Raw genomic sequence first — 15,765 nt, 5'->3', positions numbered from 1 at the left:
ACGATCACGACTGTACACCTTGTTTGCCCTAATGTCATGACATGGATTCCACTGTCCGCCACGCTGGTCCCGTGGCGGCAGTCAGGCCGGGTCTGCGAGGCGCGTCGGTGTGCCGGGAGGCGCGGTGTCGGTGGGTTCTGCCAGGGTCGCGACATGCAGATCCTCGCCCTGGTCATCGGTCTCGTGATCGGCATCGCCGTCGGTGCGGTCGTCGCCTGGTCGCTCGCCCGCTCGCGCGCGGGCATCGACGCCGCGTCGGCCCGCGCGACGGCCGAGGCGCTCCGCGGCCAGCTCGAGGCGGCCCGACGCGACGCCGAGGAACGCCTCGATGCCCAGGACACGCAGTACCGCCGCCAGGTCGACTCGCTCGAACGGCGCTCCGCCGAACTCGAGCACCTGGTGCAGCGCATGCACGGCGTCGACGCGGCACGGAACCAGAACGAGTCCAAGGTGCTCTCCGCGCTCAGCCCCGTGGCACAGACGCTCGACGTGATGCGCACGAAGATCGCCGAGCTCGAGCAGTCGCGGAGCGAGCAGTACGGCGCACTGTCGGCGCAGCTCCGGTCGGCCGCCGAGTCGGAAGAGCGCCTGCGCGCCACCGCCGACACCCTGGCCAGCGCCCTGTCGTCGAACAGCACGCGCGGCGTCTGGGGCGAGACGCAGCTGCGCAACGTGGTCGAGGCCGCCGGGCTGCTCGAACGCGTCGACTTCGACGTGCAGTCCTCCGTCACCACCGCCGTCGGCTCCGCCCGCCCGGACATGGTCGTGCACCTGCCCGGCGGCAAGACCATCGCCGTCGACGCCAAGGTGCCGTTCAGCGCCTACCTGCAGGCCGCCGAGATCCCGGCGACCGCCACCGGTGCCGAGGCAGCCCGACGCGACCAGCTCATCGCCCAGCACGTCAAGGCGCTCCGAGCCCACGTCGACGCCCTTGCCGCACGGGAGTACTGGACCGGCTACGACGCCTCCCCCGAGCTCACCGTCGCCTTCATCCCGTCCGAGTCGCTCATCTCGAGCGCCCTCGCCGCCGACCCCGGCCTGCTCGACCACGCCTTCCGCAAGCGCATCGCACTCGCTTCGCCCGTGACCCTGTGGTCCGTGCTCAAGACCGTGGCGTTCTCATGGCAGCAGGACGTCGTCTCGCAAGAGGCGCACGAGCTCTTCAAGGTGTCCCGCGAGCTCTACGGCCGGCTGTCCACGATGGCCGGGCACGTCGACAAGCTCGGCCGCTCGATCCGCGGTTCGGTCGTCGACTACAACCGCTTCGTCGGGTCCCTCGAGCGCCAGGTGCTGCCGAGCGCCCGTCGGCTGTCGCTGCTCGACGAGTCGAAGGTCATCGCGGACCCGTCCTCGATCGAGGACGAGCCGCGGCTGCTCACGGCGCCGGAGCTCGTCGGCGCCGGCGACGAGGACTGAGCTGCTCGCTACGATCGATCGTCATGGGGGGAAGCACTGCAGAACCCTCCCGGCGACCGTGAGTTCCCGGTCCGTCCACGCTGGCGGCACCGGGCGATGGTCGCCAAGGCGCGGAAGCAGACGGGGCGACGACGGGACCGCGCCGCAGCGTGGATCATCATGGCGACCGCGATCGTGGCGTTCTTCGTCGTGCTCCTGATCTCGATCCTCGCCCCGTACGACGTCCGGCAGCACTTCGGGTACGGCATCCAGGCGGTGTGGCGCTGCTTCCTGATCGCCGTCGTCGTGTGGTTCGTGCTGACCTTCATCACCTCGCTCCGTGACGTCGGGCTGCCGGTGCGGGAACAGCGGCGGTACCGGGAGCGCACCGGCGCCCGCGAGCTGCCCGTCCGCCGACTGCAGCAGCTGGCCCTCGCCTCGTTCGGCGACTTCCACGACGGATGGTGGCCGGCGTCGCTCGCCCCGTACGGTTCGCGGGTGGAGCTCGGCGGCGAGTACCTGCAGGACACCACGTCGTCGCCCTTCGTGACCATCCCCCTGCCCCCGCTGACGTTCCTGCGCCGCGAACTCGACGGGACCTACAAGATCGCCAGCGGGCGGGACGCACAGGCCTTCGCCGTCGACCTGCTCGGTCCGAAGAGCGTGTCGTGGCAGTTCCTCGCGCTGAGCCGATCCGCCGAGGGTGAGACCCGGCTCACCCGGCTGTCCTCACTGCTCGGCACCGACCCGTGGGCAGGGTCGAGCCTGCTCGAACGCCGAGCGGACCGCCCGCCGAAGCTGCTCTGGTCGATGGACGTCAAGAACGCGGTCACCGCCGTCAGAGGTGCGTACGCCGCCGGGCTCCTGAACGAGGACGATGCCTGGTCGTCGATCGACCTGGTCTCCGATGTCGCCTTCACCCTGTTCGACTCGTGGGACGACTACTTCGACAACCTGCGGGCCGCGTACGCCCTGGTCTACGACGAGCTCAAGACGGTGCAGGAGTTCGATGCTGGGCGGCGTGAGCTCTTCGCCTCGAACTGGCCGATCACGCGGCTGCCGTGGCCGGCGTCGCCGGGGGTGCTGCTGCCCCGGACCGTCAGCGACCCGCTGTGGGCGGACGAGGACGACGCGTCGGTCTCCTGACCACGACAGGATCACCCTCGGGGCGACGGCTCATGCGTCGGAGTACCCGGGGAGCGCGCGGACGGCCTCGGCGTTGCGGTCCCACTCCGTTGCGATCCGCCTGCGGAGCACTTCGACGTCGATCACCTTGAACCACCTTCGTACGTGTAGCGACCAGGAGCCTTCGCAGCGACAGGGCGCTGCTCGACCGCCAGTTGACCGCCTTCACCGAGAGTCTCGCTGGGAGGAGTGCACGCGATTGCCCCGTCGACACTCGTTCGTCTCGTTGCCTCGCCTGGGCTGCCCGACCAAAGATCTGTCGAACTTCACAAGAGATCCGCCGGGAGGAAGGGCGACACAACGTCATCGAGGTGCGCATCGATGGCACTGGCCACCGCAGGCAGTTCCATCGCCCAGTACCCGATGAAGCCTTGACCGTACGAGTCACCGGGTCTGACCCGTTCCAGGGACCCCATCCAGCTCATCGACTTCATACGCGTTGGCCAGTCCGTTAGATAGGTCTGGATCGTGCGGTCCGCTTCTTCGGGCCGTTGAAGAACCGCCAGCAGAGGCCGCGCAACCCTGGGCGTCGAAGCCGCAGGGGATCCGCTGGGAAGGGCCAGCCGGTGTGCAGAAGCAAGAGCCGAGAACAACGGATCCGCGCCCTGCCTGATCACGGACTCGACTATCGTCCGCGCGCTGTCGTCCCGACCACAGCCCGTCGTGATCCCGAGAAGTTGCAAGATGCTGATGTAGTACTCGTTCCCGTCGCTGAGGCGGGGCGAAGGACCGGCATGGGAGAGCGCGGAAGTGACCCAAGCACGGTACGAGGCCGCGACGGACTCGGCTACATCGCCGATCTCATCGACGCTGACACCTGCGGAGTACTGCACGACCAGATGCTTGAGGCCCATGTGCCATTCGCCGCGCAACGCCCTCAGTCGCTTCTCCGCATCCGTTGCTCGGTGCACCGCTGCCCTGCGCCCCTCCCAGTTGGTTGAGGTGACTTGGATGGCACTCCGCCAGTAGCGACCGTTGAACTCACTCGCTCGTTGGCGCAGCCCAGCATTCCGTCGGAACAGCGGCATCAGGATCGGGAGGTTTCCGCCGAGATGTACTGCGCGGGAACGAACAAGGCCAGGGTCACCCGGTCGTGCCCCTCCGAGAACTCCACGCCCTCCAGGCGGGCGTGAGCTGCATCGATTCGCAACAGGACGGGAGCGGTGGACTTGCGCCGCCCAGCCTGCATAGCCAGCTCGCGATCGGTCGTCAGATGCGCGTACTGGCGCCCCATCGGCAAGAGCCCGTCGCGCAGGATCGACTCAGCCGCAGCGGGGGAAGTTGCATGCCAGAGCACCGGCTGCGGAACGATCGCCGGCTTCACGATGCGCTCGTCCGTCGAGTGCCCGTACTGAGCACGGATCCGGTCGCTTTCGACGACGAAGCGCTGCTTGTCGGACTCGGCGACCACGCGGCGCAGATCTTCCAACGATGCCTGAATGCCCGACCGATCCAAAGCGTCGGCAAGATCTGCGAGCGGGGCGCTCCCGTCAGCGCCGAGTTCCAGCCCGTACGCACCCGGTTCGTGCCGCAACGCGCGCGACATCGCCTTGCTGATCGACGTGTCCCTACGAGGCATGTCTCAGTCCTCTTCCTGCTCCGCGAGCCACGCTGCTCCATGCTCCTCCATCTCCTCCCACCAGACGTCGAAGGACGTCCACTGCCCCCGGTACTCCGTCCCAGGTGAAGCAAACGTATGGATGATCAGCACGGGAGGGTCGCCCGAATGGTCGCCACCGTCAAAGCAGAACACATCGTCTGTGTCCTGGTGCTTTGCGAAGGGTACGAGGGAACGGGTCGGATACTGCTTCGCGACGATTTCAGCCCAAAAGTACAAGTCGTCTTCATACTTAACAAGCCACGACCATGGTTCGACCGCCGGCAGATAATCAGCGGCGACCAGGTGCAGGAAGCGATTCGGGAAGAGGAAGAACTCTGGCTGGATCAGCCGGATAACGACCAGGCGTTCGTCGACGGTGAGGTGACGAAGAGCTCTCATCCTGCACCCCCTTGCGAGACGGAATGTGTCGTCGTAGTTGTAGGGTTCGCCGGTAAGTCGGTCGGTCTTGTTTGCAGGAGACGGACTTCTGCGAGAACCGAACGGCCCCGGGTTCCACGATGGCCGCCCAGTACACCTTCGAATCACTCATGGCCCCTCCCAGAGGTCCCCGTTCGGGCAGCCGGGCGGCTCATCCGTCCTGCTGGCCGTCGACGAGGTCGACTGGATAGTACGGCGACGACCGCAACACGGAGTCGTCGAGCCCGCGAGCCACGACGAGCCCAGCCGCCCCCCAAGCCCAGTACCCGAAGTACGTTTCAAAGCTATCCCCCTGCACTGCCTTCAGCGCTGGGGCCCACCAAATGAACGAGATGTTCTTCTGCCAGGCTTGCACGTACCTGTTCAGCGCAGAAATGGCGCGATCCGGCGTCCCGGTCGCGGCCGTATCGAGGTTCTGGAACGGCCGCTTGTGCCACACGGTGTCCCGCACCGGTTCGACCCCCAACAGCGTCCCGAGCACTGGGTCAGCGCCTCCAGCAGCAGCAACGATCTCGATCAACCGATCCGTCAACGCCGAATTGACGCCGATGCACCGCGCTACCGACGCCAACCACAGTGCGTAGTAGTACGGCGGCTTGTCGTTGAACGTCAGCGCTTCTAGCGGGAAGCCACCGTCGGACACGGCAGCGTAGCGGTTCCAGTTCTCCCAGATAGTGACGACCGACTCGAGATCATCCGCGAGGAGTGACGTCGGAAAGCCCGCCGAGTACCGCGCGCCCAGCAGAAAGAGCGCGTTGTCGAAGTTCGCGGTCGTTCGAATAATCCCAGCTCGCACGTCGTCGGCCCGGAACACATGACTGAACGGGCGGAACCCCTCGACGCCGCGCGTCAAGACTTCTATCGCATCGGTCCAGTAGGCCGCACTCACTCGGCTGTCGCGTGGAGTCATGTCTTTTAGCGTAGACGTGCCGCCGCATCGAGCAGTTGCGGCAGGCACGAGCCGTCCGGACTGATCTTGATGACTGCGCGCTCGAGCGTCTCATCCGCTCGAGCCGGAACTGGCTTCACCGAGACCGACTGATGACCCGCTGGCCCCGTTCCTCTATTTGCGATTCAACCGATGTGTTTGTTTGAAGAGTGAAACAGGCACTGCCGTCTTTTGGTACAACAAAGGGGCCATTTCCAGCTAGGCTAAACAACGGGTTTTGTGTCTCGTAATACTCTCGGCTGTTGTAAAGAACGATCCACCAATCGTCGGTCTCGATCCATCCCCTATCCCAAATAAGGTCTTCGTCAGCGCGCACTTCCTTCGCAAATTCATCCTGAGCATCTTTGAGAGTTCGCATGCACCATCACCGTGTCTTGAGTAGGAAGAGTTGATCGAAGTTCTCCAACTTGGCAAACGTTCCTGACTGTCCGTCGAGGAACACAACACCATTCCGATCGTGAACAACGTTGAACACGTGGCCGACTGGATTGGTACCCGCCCTGGTCCCGAATACAACGCCACGAGCCCCCTCACCAGCGGACTCGAGCCTAGCGACGATCGAATCGTACGACCGCACCGGTTGGAAGTCTCGGATGGACTTGCCGAAGTGCTCAGCGACGTCGGCGACGCTCGCGCCTCGCGTGAAGACGGGCATTGCCGAGACAGCTTTCCCATCGAGCACATGCTCCGTCGCGATGACACACCTCGTGCAGTTCATGCTGAACCCGTCCACACCCCGGGCGAGCCGCTCCGCGTTGACCATCTTCAGTGGTCCGTACTCCCGCTCGAAGACTGAGCGGAGAACTTGCGGGTCTGCGGAGTCAGCATGAATCGCCCGACGGAGACCGCGAGGAACGCTGGTTGCGAGGTCGCGGACCATCGGCACACCGGCATTCAGAGAACGGACTGCCCTGGTGCCGGACGTGACATCCCCGGCCGCGGTCAGCATCCCCGTGAACTTTGCCGTGCGGGCTCCTGCCGACAAGGCACCAGCGGCCGGCACGCAATCAACGAGTGCGAACGCGAGGTCCCACCCGTCGGCTTCGCCCTTGCTCATCTTGTACAACGTGTCCGCCAACACCACGAGCGCGATCGCCGCGATGACCAACGTCCACGGCCCCGGGATGATCATCGCGATGATCCCACCCACCGCCACGACGACCTTCGCCACCGACACGATGGTCTCCCACGCCTCGGACCCGAAGATCTTGTCCCACGTGGACTGCTTCCCGAGGCCCTCGTCAGCAGCTTCACCGATCTTCGTCGCGGTCCGCTGCTCCGCGTCCTGCCAGTCACCCTTCGCATCCGCCACGAGCCGCTTCGCCGCATCGATCCGCGACTGCGCCGCCGAGATGTCCCCCTGCGCCGACGACACCGACCCCTGCGCGACGGAAGCGTTGTCGGACGCTGCCCGCAACTGCGCCGGCGAGGGAACATCCACCCCGTCCGGCACGTCGGAACCGGCCGGGTACTTGTCCGCGACCTTCGACAGGTCCTTCGACGCCGACTGGTAGTGCGACAGGTTCGACTGCGCATCTGCCAACCGGTCCTGCGCCGCGGCGAGGTCCCCGGTGGCGTCCTTCGCGTCCGCCAACGCACCGTCAGCCCGGTACTGGGTGTCATCGACCGTGTCAGCCCACCCCGACAACGCCGTCGCGGCGAGTTCGTACGAATCGACGAGCTTGGTCAGGTCCGACGGGGTGTCCTCGATCGCGTCGACGAACACGTCCGCGGCTTCACCCTCCCAGTCGGTCAGCCACCCGGAGCCCTTCACAGACTTCAGTCGGGTCGAGGCGTCATCGGCTGCGTCGGAGATGCGCTGGTACTCCCGCGCCATCATCCGCAACGTCGACGGATCACCCTTGACCGGATCATCACCCTGATCGACAACGTCCCACCCCGACGGTCGTCCCATCATTCCTCCCCAGGTCCGGTCTCTCGCGCCGTTGTCCACAAGCGCGCGAGTGTGACCATATCAGGGGGCAGCGACGGGGACGAGTGCCACCGACCGGGGTCGAGTGGTCAGAGGGCCGCGCGGACCGACTCGAGATCCGGGAACCCACGGAGCCGGTAGCGCGTCGGCCGGACCTCGAGTTCCTCGATCAACCCGGACGCCAGCTCCCGCAGCCGACCGAACGGCACGGGCTGTGTCTGCCCGTCGAGGGTCACGAGCACGATCGTGTCGACCGCGGCGACGACGGTCTCGACGTCCTCGGTCCACGACGAGTACGAGAAGGCCGGGTCGTCCTCAGCGAGTCGGGCGACCGAGACCGCACCGACGTGGACGTCCTCGCCCCGCCGGTCGAACGACTCCTGCAGGGCGTCCTGCTGCAGGTTCGCGGCGGTCGCCGTCCAGAGCGCGCGGATCGTCCGGAGCTCGCCGTCGAGCGACGGGTGCTCGAACCGGACCCACCCGTCACCGCGCAGCACCATGGGCGGTCCGCTCAGGACCTCGCCCTCGTCGTCGGCCAGGATCTGCTGGGCGACACCGGCCGCGACCTGGAGCCCGTCCTCGTCCTGGTCGCCGGTGACGATGAACGTCGTCGGCGCGACCGGGAAGACCACTGCGCTGCCGCGGAACTCGATGCCCTGGAACGCCTGCGGTGCGAGTACGAGCACCACGGCGAGGTCGGGGTCCTGGATGACGATCGTGCCCGGCTGGATCACCGCCACGTCGCCTCCGGCCTGCTCCTGCGCGGCGGCGACGGCTGCACGCAGGACGTCGTCGTCCGCCCAGCCCATCTCGGCGAGCGCCGGCGCGGTGAGGATCGCACCGTCCTCCTCCGCCAGGATCACGCCGAGGTCGGGCGCCACCGGCACGACGTGCGGCAGCCGGTCGGCCGTGCCGTCCGCCTCCGCGTGCAGCGTGCGGATGCCCGCGGTGTCCAGTCCGACGATCCGTGCCGTTGTCGCAGTCATGCGTCGAGCCTACGCAAGGGCTCGTACAACGGGGCGCCGCCGGAAGACCGGCGACGCCCCGAAGCGGCGGACGATCGTCCGGCCTAGAACCACTTCTCCGCACGGTGGTCCGCCTGGATGCGGCGGATCGTGTTCGAGCGCGAGCGGAGCACGAGCGAGTCGGTGTGGATGACGCCGCGCGAACGACGCACGCCGTCGACCAGGACGCCGTCGGTGACGCCGGTGGCGACGAAGAACGTGTTGTCACCCGTGACCAGGTCGTCCTGGTCGAGGACCTTGTCCAGGTCGTGGCCGGCGGCGATGGCGCGCTCGCGCTCCTCGTCGTCCTTCGGCTGGAGCTTGCCGAGGATCACGCCGCCGAGCGCCTTGATCGCGCACGCCGTGATGATGCCCTCGGGGGTGCCGCCGACACCGACGCACATGTCGATCGTCGAGCCGGGCAGTGCGGCGGCGATGCCGCCGGCGACGTCACCGTCGAGCAGCAGTCGCGTGCCGGCACCGGTCGCACGGATGGCGCGGATCAGTTCGTCGTGGCGCGGGCGGTCGAGCACGGCGACGACCATGTCCTCGAGGTCCTTGCCCTTGGCCTTCGCCAGCGCGCGGATGTTGTCGCCGATCGGCTTCTCGAGGTCCAGGACACCGCGCCCCTCGGGGCCGGCGGCGATCTTGTCCATGTAGAAGACGGCGGAGGGGTCGTACATCGAGCCGCGGTCCGAGACGGCCATCACGGAGATGGCGTTCTGGCGACCGGCGGCGGTGAGCGAGGTGCCGTCGATCGGGTCGACCGCGATGTCGCAGGCCGGGCCGTGACCGTTGCCGACGTGCTCGCCGTTGTAGAGCATCGGGGCGTTGTCCTTCTCGCCCTCGCCGATGACGACGACGCCGTCGAAGTTCACCGTGCCGAGGAACTTGCGCATCGCGTCGACCGCGGCGCCGTCGGCGAGGTTCTTCTCGCCACGCCCCACCCACGGCTGCGCACGGATCGCGGCGGCCTCCGTCGCACGCACGAGCTCGAGCGCGAGGTTGCGGTCGGGCTGGAGGAATAGGGAGCCGGTCTCAGTCGTGGGAGTCACGAGCCGAGCCTACCGACCGGCGGCCGACCCACGGTCCGGACACCGGGTCCGTGCACGCATGTGCACGCCGGACGTGAGCCGACCGCGTAACCCGGACCGCGCCTCCAGTCCGGCTGACTACGATCGGCGGGGACATCACCGAAGTCGAAGGAGATCCACGTGCCCATCGCAACGCCGGAACAGTACGCCGAGATGATCGAACGCGCGAAGGCGGGCAAGTTCGCGTACCCCGCGGTCAACGTCTCCTCCTCGCAGACCATCAACGCGGTCCTCCAGGGCCTGCAGGAAGCCGGTTCCGACGGCATCCTCCAGGTCACGACGGGCGGTGCCGACTACTTCGCCGGCCACACCATCAAGAACCGCGCAGCGGGTGCCCTCGCGATGGCGAAGTTCGCCCACGAGGTCGCGAAGAACTACGACATCACGGTCGCGCTCCACACCGACCACTGCCCGAAGGACGCCCTCGACGGCTTCGTCCTGCCGCTCATCGCCGCGAGCGAGGAAGAGGTCCGGCAGGGACGCAACCCGATCTTCCAGTCGCACATGTGGGACGGTTCGGCCGTGCCGCTCGACGAGAACATCGAGATCGCGAAGACGATGATCGAGAAGACGCGGAACATCAACGCGATCCTCGAGGTCGAGATCGGGGTGGTCGGCGGCGAAGAGGACGGCGTCCAGCACGAGGGCACGAACGACGCGCTCTACACCACACCGAACGACGTCGAGAAGGTCGTCGACGCGCTCGGCCTCGGCGACAAGGGCCGCTGGATCGCGGCGCTCACCTTCGGCAACGTGCACGGCGTCTACAAGCCGGGCAACGTCAAGCTCCGTCCCGAGCTCCTCGGCGAGATCCAGGCGTCCGTCGCGGCGAAGCACGGCACCGGCGAGAACCCCCTCGATCTCGTCTTCCACGGCGGCTCCGGATCGACCGACGACGAGATCCACGAGGCCGTCCGCAACGGTGTCATCAAGATGAACATCGACACGGACACGCAGTACGCGTTCACCCGCTCGATCGCGGACTCGATGTTCCGCAACTACGAGGGCGTGCTGAAGATCGACGGCGAGGTCGGCAACAAGAAGCAGTACGACCCCCGCGCCTGGGGCAAGGTCGCCGAGACCGCCATGGCGGCTCGCGTCGTCGAGGCCGCGAAGGTCCTCGGCTCGGCCGGTCACGCCAAGGGCTGAGCAGGTCCGTCCCGTCCGACCCGTCGCGAGACGCCGTCGTGTCCGCGAAACACCGCGGATTCCGGCGGCGTCTCGCGTTTCCGGGGGCGTCCTGCGATGACGTCGGCGTCTCGACGGACGGCCTGGAGGCACGGCTCGCCTCCGCCACGCTCGTCACGTGCCACGATGGTCGGGTGACCGTCGACGCCATCGCCTCCGAGTTCGCCCAGTTCGTCACCGAGTCGCCGACCGCGTTCCACGCGGCTGCGGCGACCCGTGACCGTCTCGTCGCTGCCGGGTTCACCGAGCTGTCCGAGCTCGACGCCTGGCCGACCGAACCCGGTGCGTACGTGGTGGTCCGCGACGGCGCCGTCATCGCGTGGCGTCTGCCCGACGGTGCCGGACCGACGAACCCGTTCCGGATCCTCGGCGCCCACACCGACTCCCCCGGCTTCCGCATCAAGCCGAACCCCGGCGTCCGCACCGGGGGCTGGGAGCAGCTGGGCGTGGAGGTCTACGGCGGCGCACTCCTGTCCACCTGGTTCGACCGCGACCTCCGGATCGCCGGCCGGGTCGTCGACGCCGACGGCAGCGTGCGGCTCGTCAGCACCGATGCCGTCGCCCGGATCCCCAACCTGGCGATCCACCTGGACCGTGGGGTGAACGACGGCAAGGAGATCGACCGCCAGCGCCACACCCTGCCGATCGTCGGGGTCGACGGCGACGCCGGTGGGACCTCTGTCGTGGAGTGGCTGCTCGCCCGGCTCGGCGAGGGTGCCGTGTCGTGGGACCTGTTCCTCGCGGACACCCAGGCGCCGGCCCGGATCGGCATCGAGCGGGAGTTCCTGGCGTCCGGCCGGATGGACAACCTGACGAGCGTGCACGCCGGACTCCGGGGCATCGTCGACGCTCCCACCGACGGTGACCACATCCCGGTGTTCGCGGCGTTCGACCACGAGGAGATCGGGTCGTCGACGCCGTCCGGTGCCGGGGGTCCGTTCCTCGAGGACGTTCTCGGCCGTGTGCAGGAGGGCCTCGGCGCCACCCGCTCCGAAGCTGCCCGGGCGTTCCGTGCATCGTGGCTGCTGTCGAGCGACGCCGGGCACCTGGTGCACCCGAACCAGCCGGAGAAGCACGACCCGACGAACCGTCCGCGTCCCGGAGCCGGTCCGCTGCTGAAGATCAGCGCGAACCAGCGCTACATGACCGAGGCGAAGGGCGAAGCCGTCTGGGCCGCCGCGTGCGAGACCGCCGGTGTGCCGTGGCAGCCGTTCGTCAACGTGAACACGATCCCCGGCGGCTCGACGATCGGCCCGATCGCGGCGACCCGACTCGGGATCCCGACGATCGACATCGGCGTCGGGCTGCTGTCGATGCACTCGATCCGGGAGCTCGTGCACGTCGACGACCTGGCCGCCCTGCACGGCGCGGTCGCGGCCTTCCTGGCCGGCTGACCTCCGGGCGGCGGCGTCGGCGGGCCGGGGTGGTCGCGGCTTCCCGCGCTCGTGTCGCCGAGGGGTCACGAAGTGTCGGTTGCGCTGATGCCGGACGACACTTTCTGACCACTCGACGGCGGGCCCGCGGCGTGTTGCGACCGCTCGGCAGGGGCGACTGGGTGTGTCGGCGAGGCTGACGACGATCGCCGGAAGGGCACCGGCACCGCGACTGGCCGACGGACCGGCTGCCGAGTGGTCACGACTCCCCACGCGCGCAAGGCCGAGTGGTCACGAAGTGTCGGTCGTGACGGCGCCGGACGACACTTTGCGACCACTCGACGGCGGGAACGCGGCACGTTGCGACCACTCGACGGCCGAGGGCGGGCGCGGCGAGCAGCCCGGCGGTCAGGCGGTCATGCGGTCAGGCGGTCAGGCGGTCAGGCGCCGGACTGTCGCAGCATGAAGTCGACGAAGGCCTGGTCCTGCAGGACCACGACGACGAACGCGATCGTGCTGATGGCCGTGGCGACGACCGCGCCGACCAGCGGCACCCAGAACGTCCGCTTCCGTGCCCGGAGCCGGCGGATGGACCACCAGGCGACCAGGGCGAAGACGACCACGTTGGTGATCGCGGCGATGACGGCAGCCGTGCTCAGGGCACTCGGGTCGTTCAGCCCCGTGTACTGGGTCTCGAGGGTGCGCCGCACGGTGGAGGCGACGTCACCGACCGACAGGGACTGCACCACGGAGACGAGTCCGAATGCCAGGAGCCCGACGGTGAGCACGAAATCGGTCGGCGTGCGGCCGAACCGGCTCCGTGGCATCGTCCGCTGCACCCCGGCAGGGGCCGCACCGGAGCGAGCGTCCGGACGAGCGTGGTCGGTGCGGACGCTGTCGCGCGGAGCAGCGTCGCGCCCGCCGACGGCCTTGGCCTGGTCCTGTCGCTCGCGGTCCTGCCGCTCCTGCCGCTCCTGCTCGACGAGGACCGGGTTCACCCAGCCTTCGGGCGCGTACTCGCCGTAGCCCGGGGCGGGACGGCCATGGGGCCGACCGTTCGCGGGACCGGCAGGCGACGTCGGGGACGTTCCCCGGGCCTCCTGGCCGGAACCGACGCCGGCGTCGCCGTGGTCCGCCGGGTGGCGGCGCGGCACCGAGGACCAGCCGTCCGCGCCGCTCATGCCCGACGCCCGCCGAGCGCGCGCGTCGGGTTGCCCGAGGCGTCGGTGCGGAGTTCCTTGGGGAGCGAGAACATCAGGTCTTCGTGTGCGGTGACGACTTCTTCGACGGCGGCGTAGCCGGCGTCGGCGAGCTGTTCGAGCACCTCGGCCACGAGTTCTTCCGGCACGGACGCACCGCTCGTCACGCCGACCGTCTCGACGCCGTCGAGCCACGCCTGCTGGATCTCTTCCGCGTAGTCGACGCGGTGGGCGGCGCGGGCACCGTGCTCGAGCGCGACCTCGACCAGGCGGACGCTGTTCGACGAGTTCGCCGAGCCGACCACGATCACCAGATCGGCACCGGGCGCGACCTTCTTGATCGCGACCTGGCGGTTCTGCGTGGCGTAGCAGATGTCGTCCGACGGGGGGTCCTGGATGGCCGGGAACTTCTCGCGCAGCAGCCGCACGGTCTCCATCGTCTCGTCGACGCTGAGCGTGGTCTGCGACAGCCAGACGAGGTTGTCCGGGTCCGGCACCGAGAGCGCCGTGACGTCGGCGGGGCCGCTCACCAGGATCGTGCGGTCCGGGGCGTGTCCCATGGTGCCCTCGACCTCTTCGTGGCCGGCGTGCCCGATCAGGATGATGGTGCGCTCGGCCTTGGCGAACCGGGTGGCTTCGCGGTGGACCTTGGTGACCAGGGGGCAGGTGGCGTCGATGGCGTGCAGGTCGCGGTCTGCGGCACCCGCGACGACGGCCGGCGACACACCGTGCGCGCTGAAGACCACGTGCGAGCCGCGGGGGACCTCGGCGACGTCGTCGACGAAGACGGCGCCGCGCTGCTCGAGCGTCGAGACCACGTGCACGTTGTGGACGATCTGCTTGCGGACGTAGACGGGCTCGCCGTACTGCTCCAACGCCTTCTCGACGGCGACGACCGCGCGGTCGACCCCGGCGCAGTAGCCACGGGGCGCGGCGAGCAGCACCTTCTTGGGGCCGGCGACCGGCTCGTCACGCAGTCGGCCCCGTGCCGCGTGCACACGCGGTGGGGCGAGCGGGACCGTGTGGCCGTTGGTGATCGTCACGTCCCCGATGATAGGTGAGCGGCACGCACGCGACCTGGGCGCGTGCGGTGCCTGTGGACAACACGACGTCCGTCCCCTGTCACCGGTCTCGGGCACGATGGACGTCCCAGCAGGACGAGGAGCGACATGGCGATCGAACAGGGCCCGCCGACGGCCGACAACCCGTGGCCGGTGGCGCTCCTCGGCGCGAAGCTCCGCGACTGGATCGACCGGCTCGGCACCGCCTGGGTCGAGGGCGAGATCACGCAGTGGAACGTCGCCGGCGGCAACGTGTACGGCAAGCTCAAGGACGTCGAGGTCGACGCCACCGTGTCGTTCTCCATCTGGTCGAGTGTGCGCTCCCGGGTGCCGGCCGACATCAAGCAGGGCGACCGGGTGGTCGCGGCGCTCAAGCCGAACTACTGGGTCAAGGGCGGCTCGCTGACCATGCAGGTCGTCGAGATGAAGCACGTCGGGCTCGGTGACCTGCTCGAACGCCTCGAGCGCCTCCGTCGCACCCTCGCCGAGGAAGGCCTGTTCGACCCGGCTCGCAAGCAGCGTCTGCCGTTCCTGCCGCACCGCATCGGCCTGGTCACCGGCAAGGACTCCGACGCCGAGAAGGACGTCAAGCGGAACGCGCAGCTGCGGTGGCCCCAGGTGGAGTTCCGCACCGTGCACACCGCGGTGCAGGGCGAACGGACCGTCGCCGAGGTCACCGCGGCGATCCTCGAGCTCGACGCCGACCCCGAGGTCGACGTCATCATCATCGCCCGTGGCGGCGGCGACTTCCAGAACCTGCTCGGCTTCAGCGACGAAGGACTCGTCCGTGCGGCGGCGGCGGCGTCGACCCCGATCGTCTCGGCGATCGGGCACGAGGCCGACCGCCCGATCCTCGACGAGGTCGCCGACCTGCGCGCCTCCACCCCCACGGACGCCGCCAAGCGGGTCGTGCCCGACGTCGCCGAGGAGCTCGCCAACGTGCGGGCAGCCCGCGCCCGGCTCGGGCTGCGGCTCTCGCACACGCTGTCGGTCGAGGCCGACCGGCTCGCCGCGCTGCGGTCGCGGCCGGCCCTGGCGTCGACCGCGTGGCTCGTCGACACCCGTGCGGAAGAGGTCGCGCGCGACCTGTCCCGCGCCCGCGAGCTGCTCGACCGCCGGCTCGAGCGCGGACACTCCGAGGTCGGGCACCTGACCGCTCGCCTCCGGGCGCTCTCGCCGCGCGACACCCTGCGCCGCGGGTACGCCATCGTGCAGCGGGCCGACGGGGGTGTCGTCCGGGGCACCGACGACCTGTCCGGAGCGACGCCGGTGCACGTCACGCTCGGTGCCGGCACGGCCACGGGCACGCTCGAACCGGACGGCCCCGGCCCGGACGGCTCCTGAGC

Annotated in this window: 15 protein-coding genes; 5 read left to right on the top strand and 10 right to left on the bottom strand. The window is 68.7% G+C overall.

Going from position 1 to position 15,765, the window contains the following annotated elements; translation table 11 throughout:
* Positions 1-153: 153 nt before the first annotated feature.
* Together ACL00U_RS03955 and ACL00U_RS03950 are read left to right on the top strand one after the other, a co-directional pair.
* Entirely contained in the window at positions 154-1,416 is a 1,263-nt protein-coding gene (locus tag ACL00U_RS03955; protein ID WP_262118451.1) for a DNA recombination protein RmuC, read from the top strand.
* Between the two features lie 159 nt (positions 1,417-1,575).
* A complete protein-coding gene (locus ACL00U_RS03950; protein WP_159557527.1) occupies positions 1,576-2,541 on the top strand; it encodes a DUF1266 domain-containing protein in 966 nt (321 codons plus the stop codon).
* A gap of 305 nt (positions 2,542-2,846) precedes the next feature.
* Here ACL00U_RS03950 and ACL00U_RS03945 read toward each other — a convergent pair whose 3' ends face one another.
* From ACL00U_RS03945 to glpX, 8 genes are all read right to left on the bottom strand, one after another.
* Positions 2,847-3,413: a PoNe immunity protein domain-containing protein gene (locus ACL00U_RS03945; RefSeq protein WP_236559549.1), complete on the bottom strand. Its 567-nt coding sequence runs from the start codon at positions 3,411-3,413 to the stop codon at positions 2,847-2,849.
* Between the two features lie 194 nt (positions 3,414-3,607).
* On the bottom strand, positions 3,608-4,159 hold the full coding sequence (locus ACL00U_RS03940; RefSeq protein WP_159557523.1) for an RNA 2'-phosphotransferase: 552 nt from the start codon (positions 4,157-4,159) through the stop codon (positions 3,608-3,610).
* Between the two features lie 3 nt (positions 4,160-4,162).
* Positions 4,163-4,579 carry a hypothetical protein gene (locus ACL00U_RS03935; RefSeq protein ID WP_412873850.1) on the bottom strand — a complete coding sequence of 139 codons (417 nt, stop codon included), beginning with the start codon at positions 4,577-4,579 and terminating at the stop codon, positions 4,163-4,165.
* Between the two features lie 190 nt (positions 4,580-4,769).
* Positions 4,770-5,528, bottom strand: a complete 759-nt coding sequence (locus tag ACL00U_RS03930; protein WP_262118450.1) for a PoNi-like cognate immunity protein — start codon at positions 5,526-5,528, stop codon at positions 4,770-4,772.
* Between the two features lie 115 nt (positions 5,529-5,643).
* Entirely contained in the window at positions 5,644-5,925 is a 282-nt protein-coding gene (locus tag ACL00U_RS03925) for a YrhB domain-containing protein (RefSeq protein ID WP_081612280.1), read from the bottom strand.
* Between the two features lie 6 nt (positions 5,926-5,931).
* Positions 5,932-7,521, bottom strand: coding sequence for a toxin glutamine deamidase domain-containing protein (locus ACL00U_RS03920; protein WP_412873849.1), 1,590 nt, complete (start codon positions 7,519-7,521; stop codon positions 5,932-5,934).
* Positions 7,522-7,589: 68 nt separating this feature from the next.
* Positions 7,590-8,486: a hypothetical protein gene (locus ACL00U_RS03915; protein WP_412873848.1), complete on the bottom strand. Its 897-nt coding sequence runs from the start codon at positions 8,484-8,486 to the stop codon at positions 7,590-7,592.
* 83 nt (positions 8,487-8,569) lie between these two features.
* Positions 8,570-9,559 (bottom strand): class II fructose-bisphosphatase, encoded by a 990-nt coding sequence (glpX, locus tag ACL00U_RS03910; RefSeq protein WP_017886722.1) that lies wholly within the window; start codon positions 9,557-9,559, stop codon positions 8,570-8,572.
* Positions 9,560-9,718: 159 nt separating this feature from the next.
* Here glpX and fbaA point away from each other — a divergent pair, with 159 nt between their 5' ends.
* Together fbaA and ACL00U_RS03900 are read left to right on the top strand one after the other, a co-directional pair.
* Positions 9,719-10,747, top strand: coding sequence for a class II fructose-bisphosphate aldolase (gene fbaA, locus ACL00U_RS03905; RefSeq protein WP_017886723.1), 1,029 nt, complete (start codon positions 9,719-9,721; stop codon positions 10,745-10,747).
* A 173-nt stretch (positions 10,748-10,920) separates the two neighbouring features.
* Positions 10,921-12,180: a M18 family aminopeptidase gene (locus ACL00U_RS03900; protein ID WP_412873847.1), complete on the top strand. Its 1,260-nt coding sequence runs from the start codon at positions 10,921-10,923 to the stop codon at positions 12,178-12,180.
* Between the two features lie 419 nt (positions 12,181-12,599).
* On the opposite strand, the gene ACL00U_RS03895 is transcribed toward ACL00U_RS03900, so the two are convergent.
* Both ACL00U_RS03895 and ACL00U_RS03890 read right to left on the bottom strand, forming a co-directional pair.
* Entirely contained in the window at positions 12,600-13,340 is a 741-nt protein-coding gene (locus tag ACL00U_RS03895) for a DUF6264 family protein (RefSeq protein WP_412873846.1), read from the bottom strand.
* On the bottom strand, positions 13,337-14,401 hold the full coding sequence (locus ACL00U_RS03890; protein ID WP_412873845.1) for a 4-hydroxy-3-methylbut-2-enyl diphosphate reductase: 1,065 nt from the start codon (positions 14,399-14,401) through the stop codon (positions 13,337-13,339). Before ACL00U_RS03890 ends, ACL00U_RS03895 begins: the two co-directional genes overlap by 4 nt.
* Positions 14,402-14,527: 126 nt before the next feature.
* On the opposite strand from ACL00U_RS03890, the gene xseA reads away from it, so the two are divergent.
* The gene (gene xseA / locus ACL00U_RS03885) at positions 14,528-15,763 is read left to right on the top strand and encodes an exodeoxyribonuclease VII large subunit (RefSeq protein WP_159557513.1); all 1,236 of its coding nucleotides are present in this window, start codon (positions 14,528-14,530) and stop codon (positions 15,761-15,763) included.
* The last annotated feature ends 2 nt before the right edge of the window (positions 15,764-15,765 follow it).

The organism is Curtobacterium poinsettiae (assembly GCF_047226435.1).
GTDB classification, from domain to species: domain Bacteria; phylum Actinomycetota; class Actinomycetes; order Actinomycetales; family Microbacteriaceae; genus Curtobacterium; species Curtobacterium poinsettiae.
The sequence above is the reverse complement of the archived record's forward strand: the minus strand, read 5'-3'. Positions and strand labels throughout refer to the sequence as shown.

What these genes read in the sequence shown, in the direction of transcription:
- ACL00U_RS03955 (WP_262118451.1), top strand. Translation starts at nt 154, where the DNA reads ATGCAGATCCTCGCCCTGGTCATCGGTCTCGTGATCGGCATCGCCGTC.
- ACL00U_RS03950 (WP_159557527.1), top strand. Translation starts at nt 1,576, where the DNA reads ATGGCGACCGCGATCGTGGCGTTCTTCGTCGTGCTCCTGATCTCGATC.
- ACL00U_RS03940 (WP_159557523.1), bottom strand. Translation starts at nt 4,159, where the DNA reads ATGCCTCGTAGGGACACGTCGATCAGCAAGGCGATGTCGCGCGCGTTG.
- ACL00U_RS03935 (WP_412873850.1), bottom strand. Translation starts at nt 4,579, where the DNA reads ATGAGAGCTCTTCGTCACCTCACCGTCGACGAACGCCTGGTCGTTATC.
- ACL00U_RS03930 (WP_262118450.1), bottom strand. Translation starts at nt 5,528, where the DNA reads ATGACTCCACGCGACAGCCGAGTGAGTGCGGCCTACTGGACCGATGCG.
- ACL00U_RS03925 (WP_081612280.1), bottom strand. Translation starts at nt 5,925, where the DNA reads ATGCGAACTCTCAAAGATGCTCAGGATGAATTTGCGAAGGAAGTGCGC.
- ACL00U_RS03915 (WP_412873848.1), bottom strand. Translation starts at nt 8,486, where the DNA reads ATGACTGCGACAACGGCACGGATCGTCGGACTGGACACCGCGGGCATC.
- ACL00U_RS03895 (WP_412873846.1), bottom strand. Translation starts at nt 13,340, where the DNA reads ATGAGCGGCGCGGACGGCTGGTCCTCGGTGCCGCGCCGCCACCCGGCG.
- xseA (WP_159557513.1), top strand. Translation starts at nt 14,528, where the DNA reads ATGGCGATCGAACAGGGCCCGCCGACGGCCGACAACCCGTGGCCGGTG.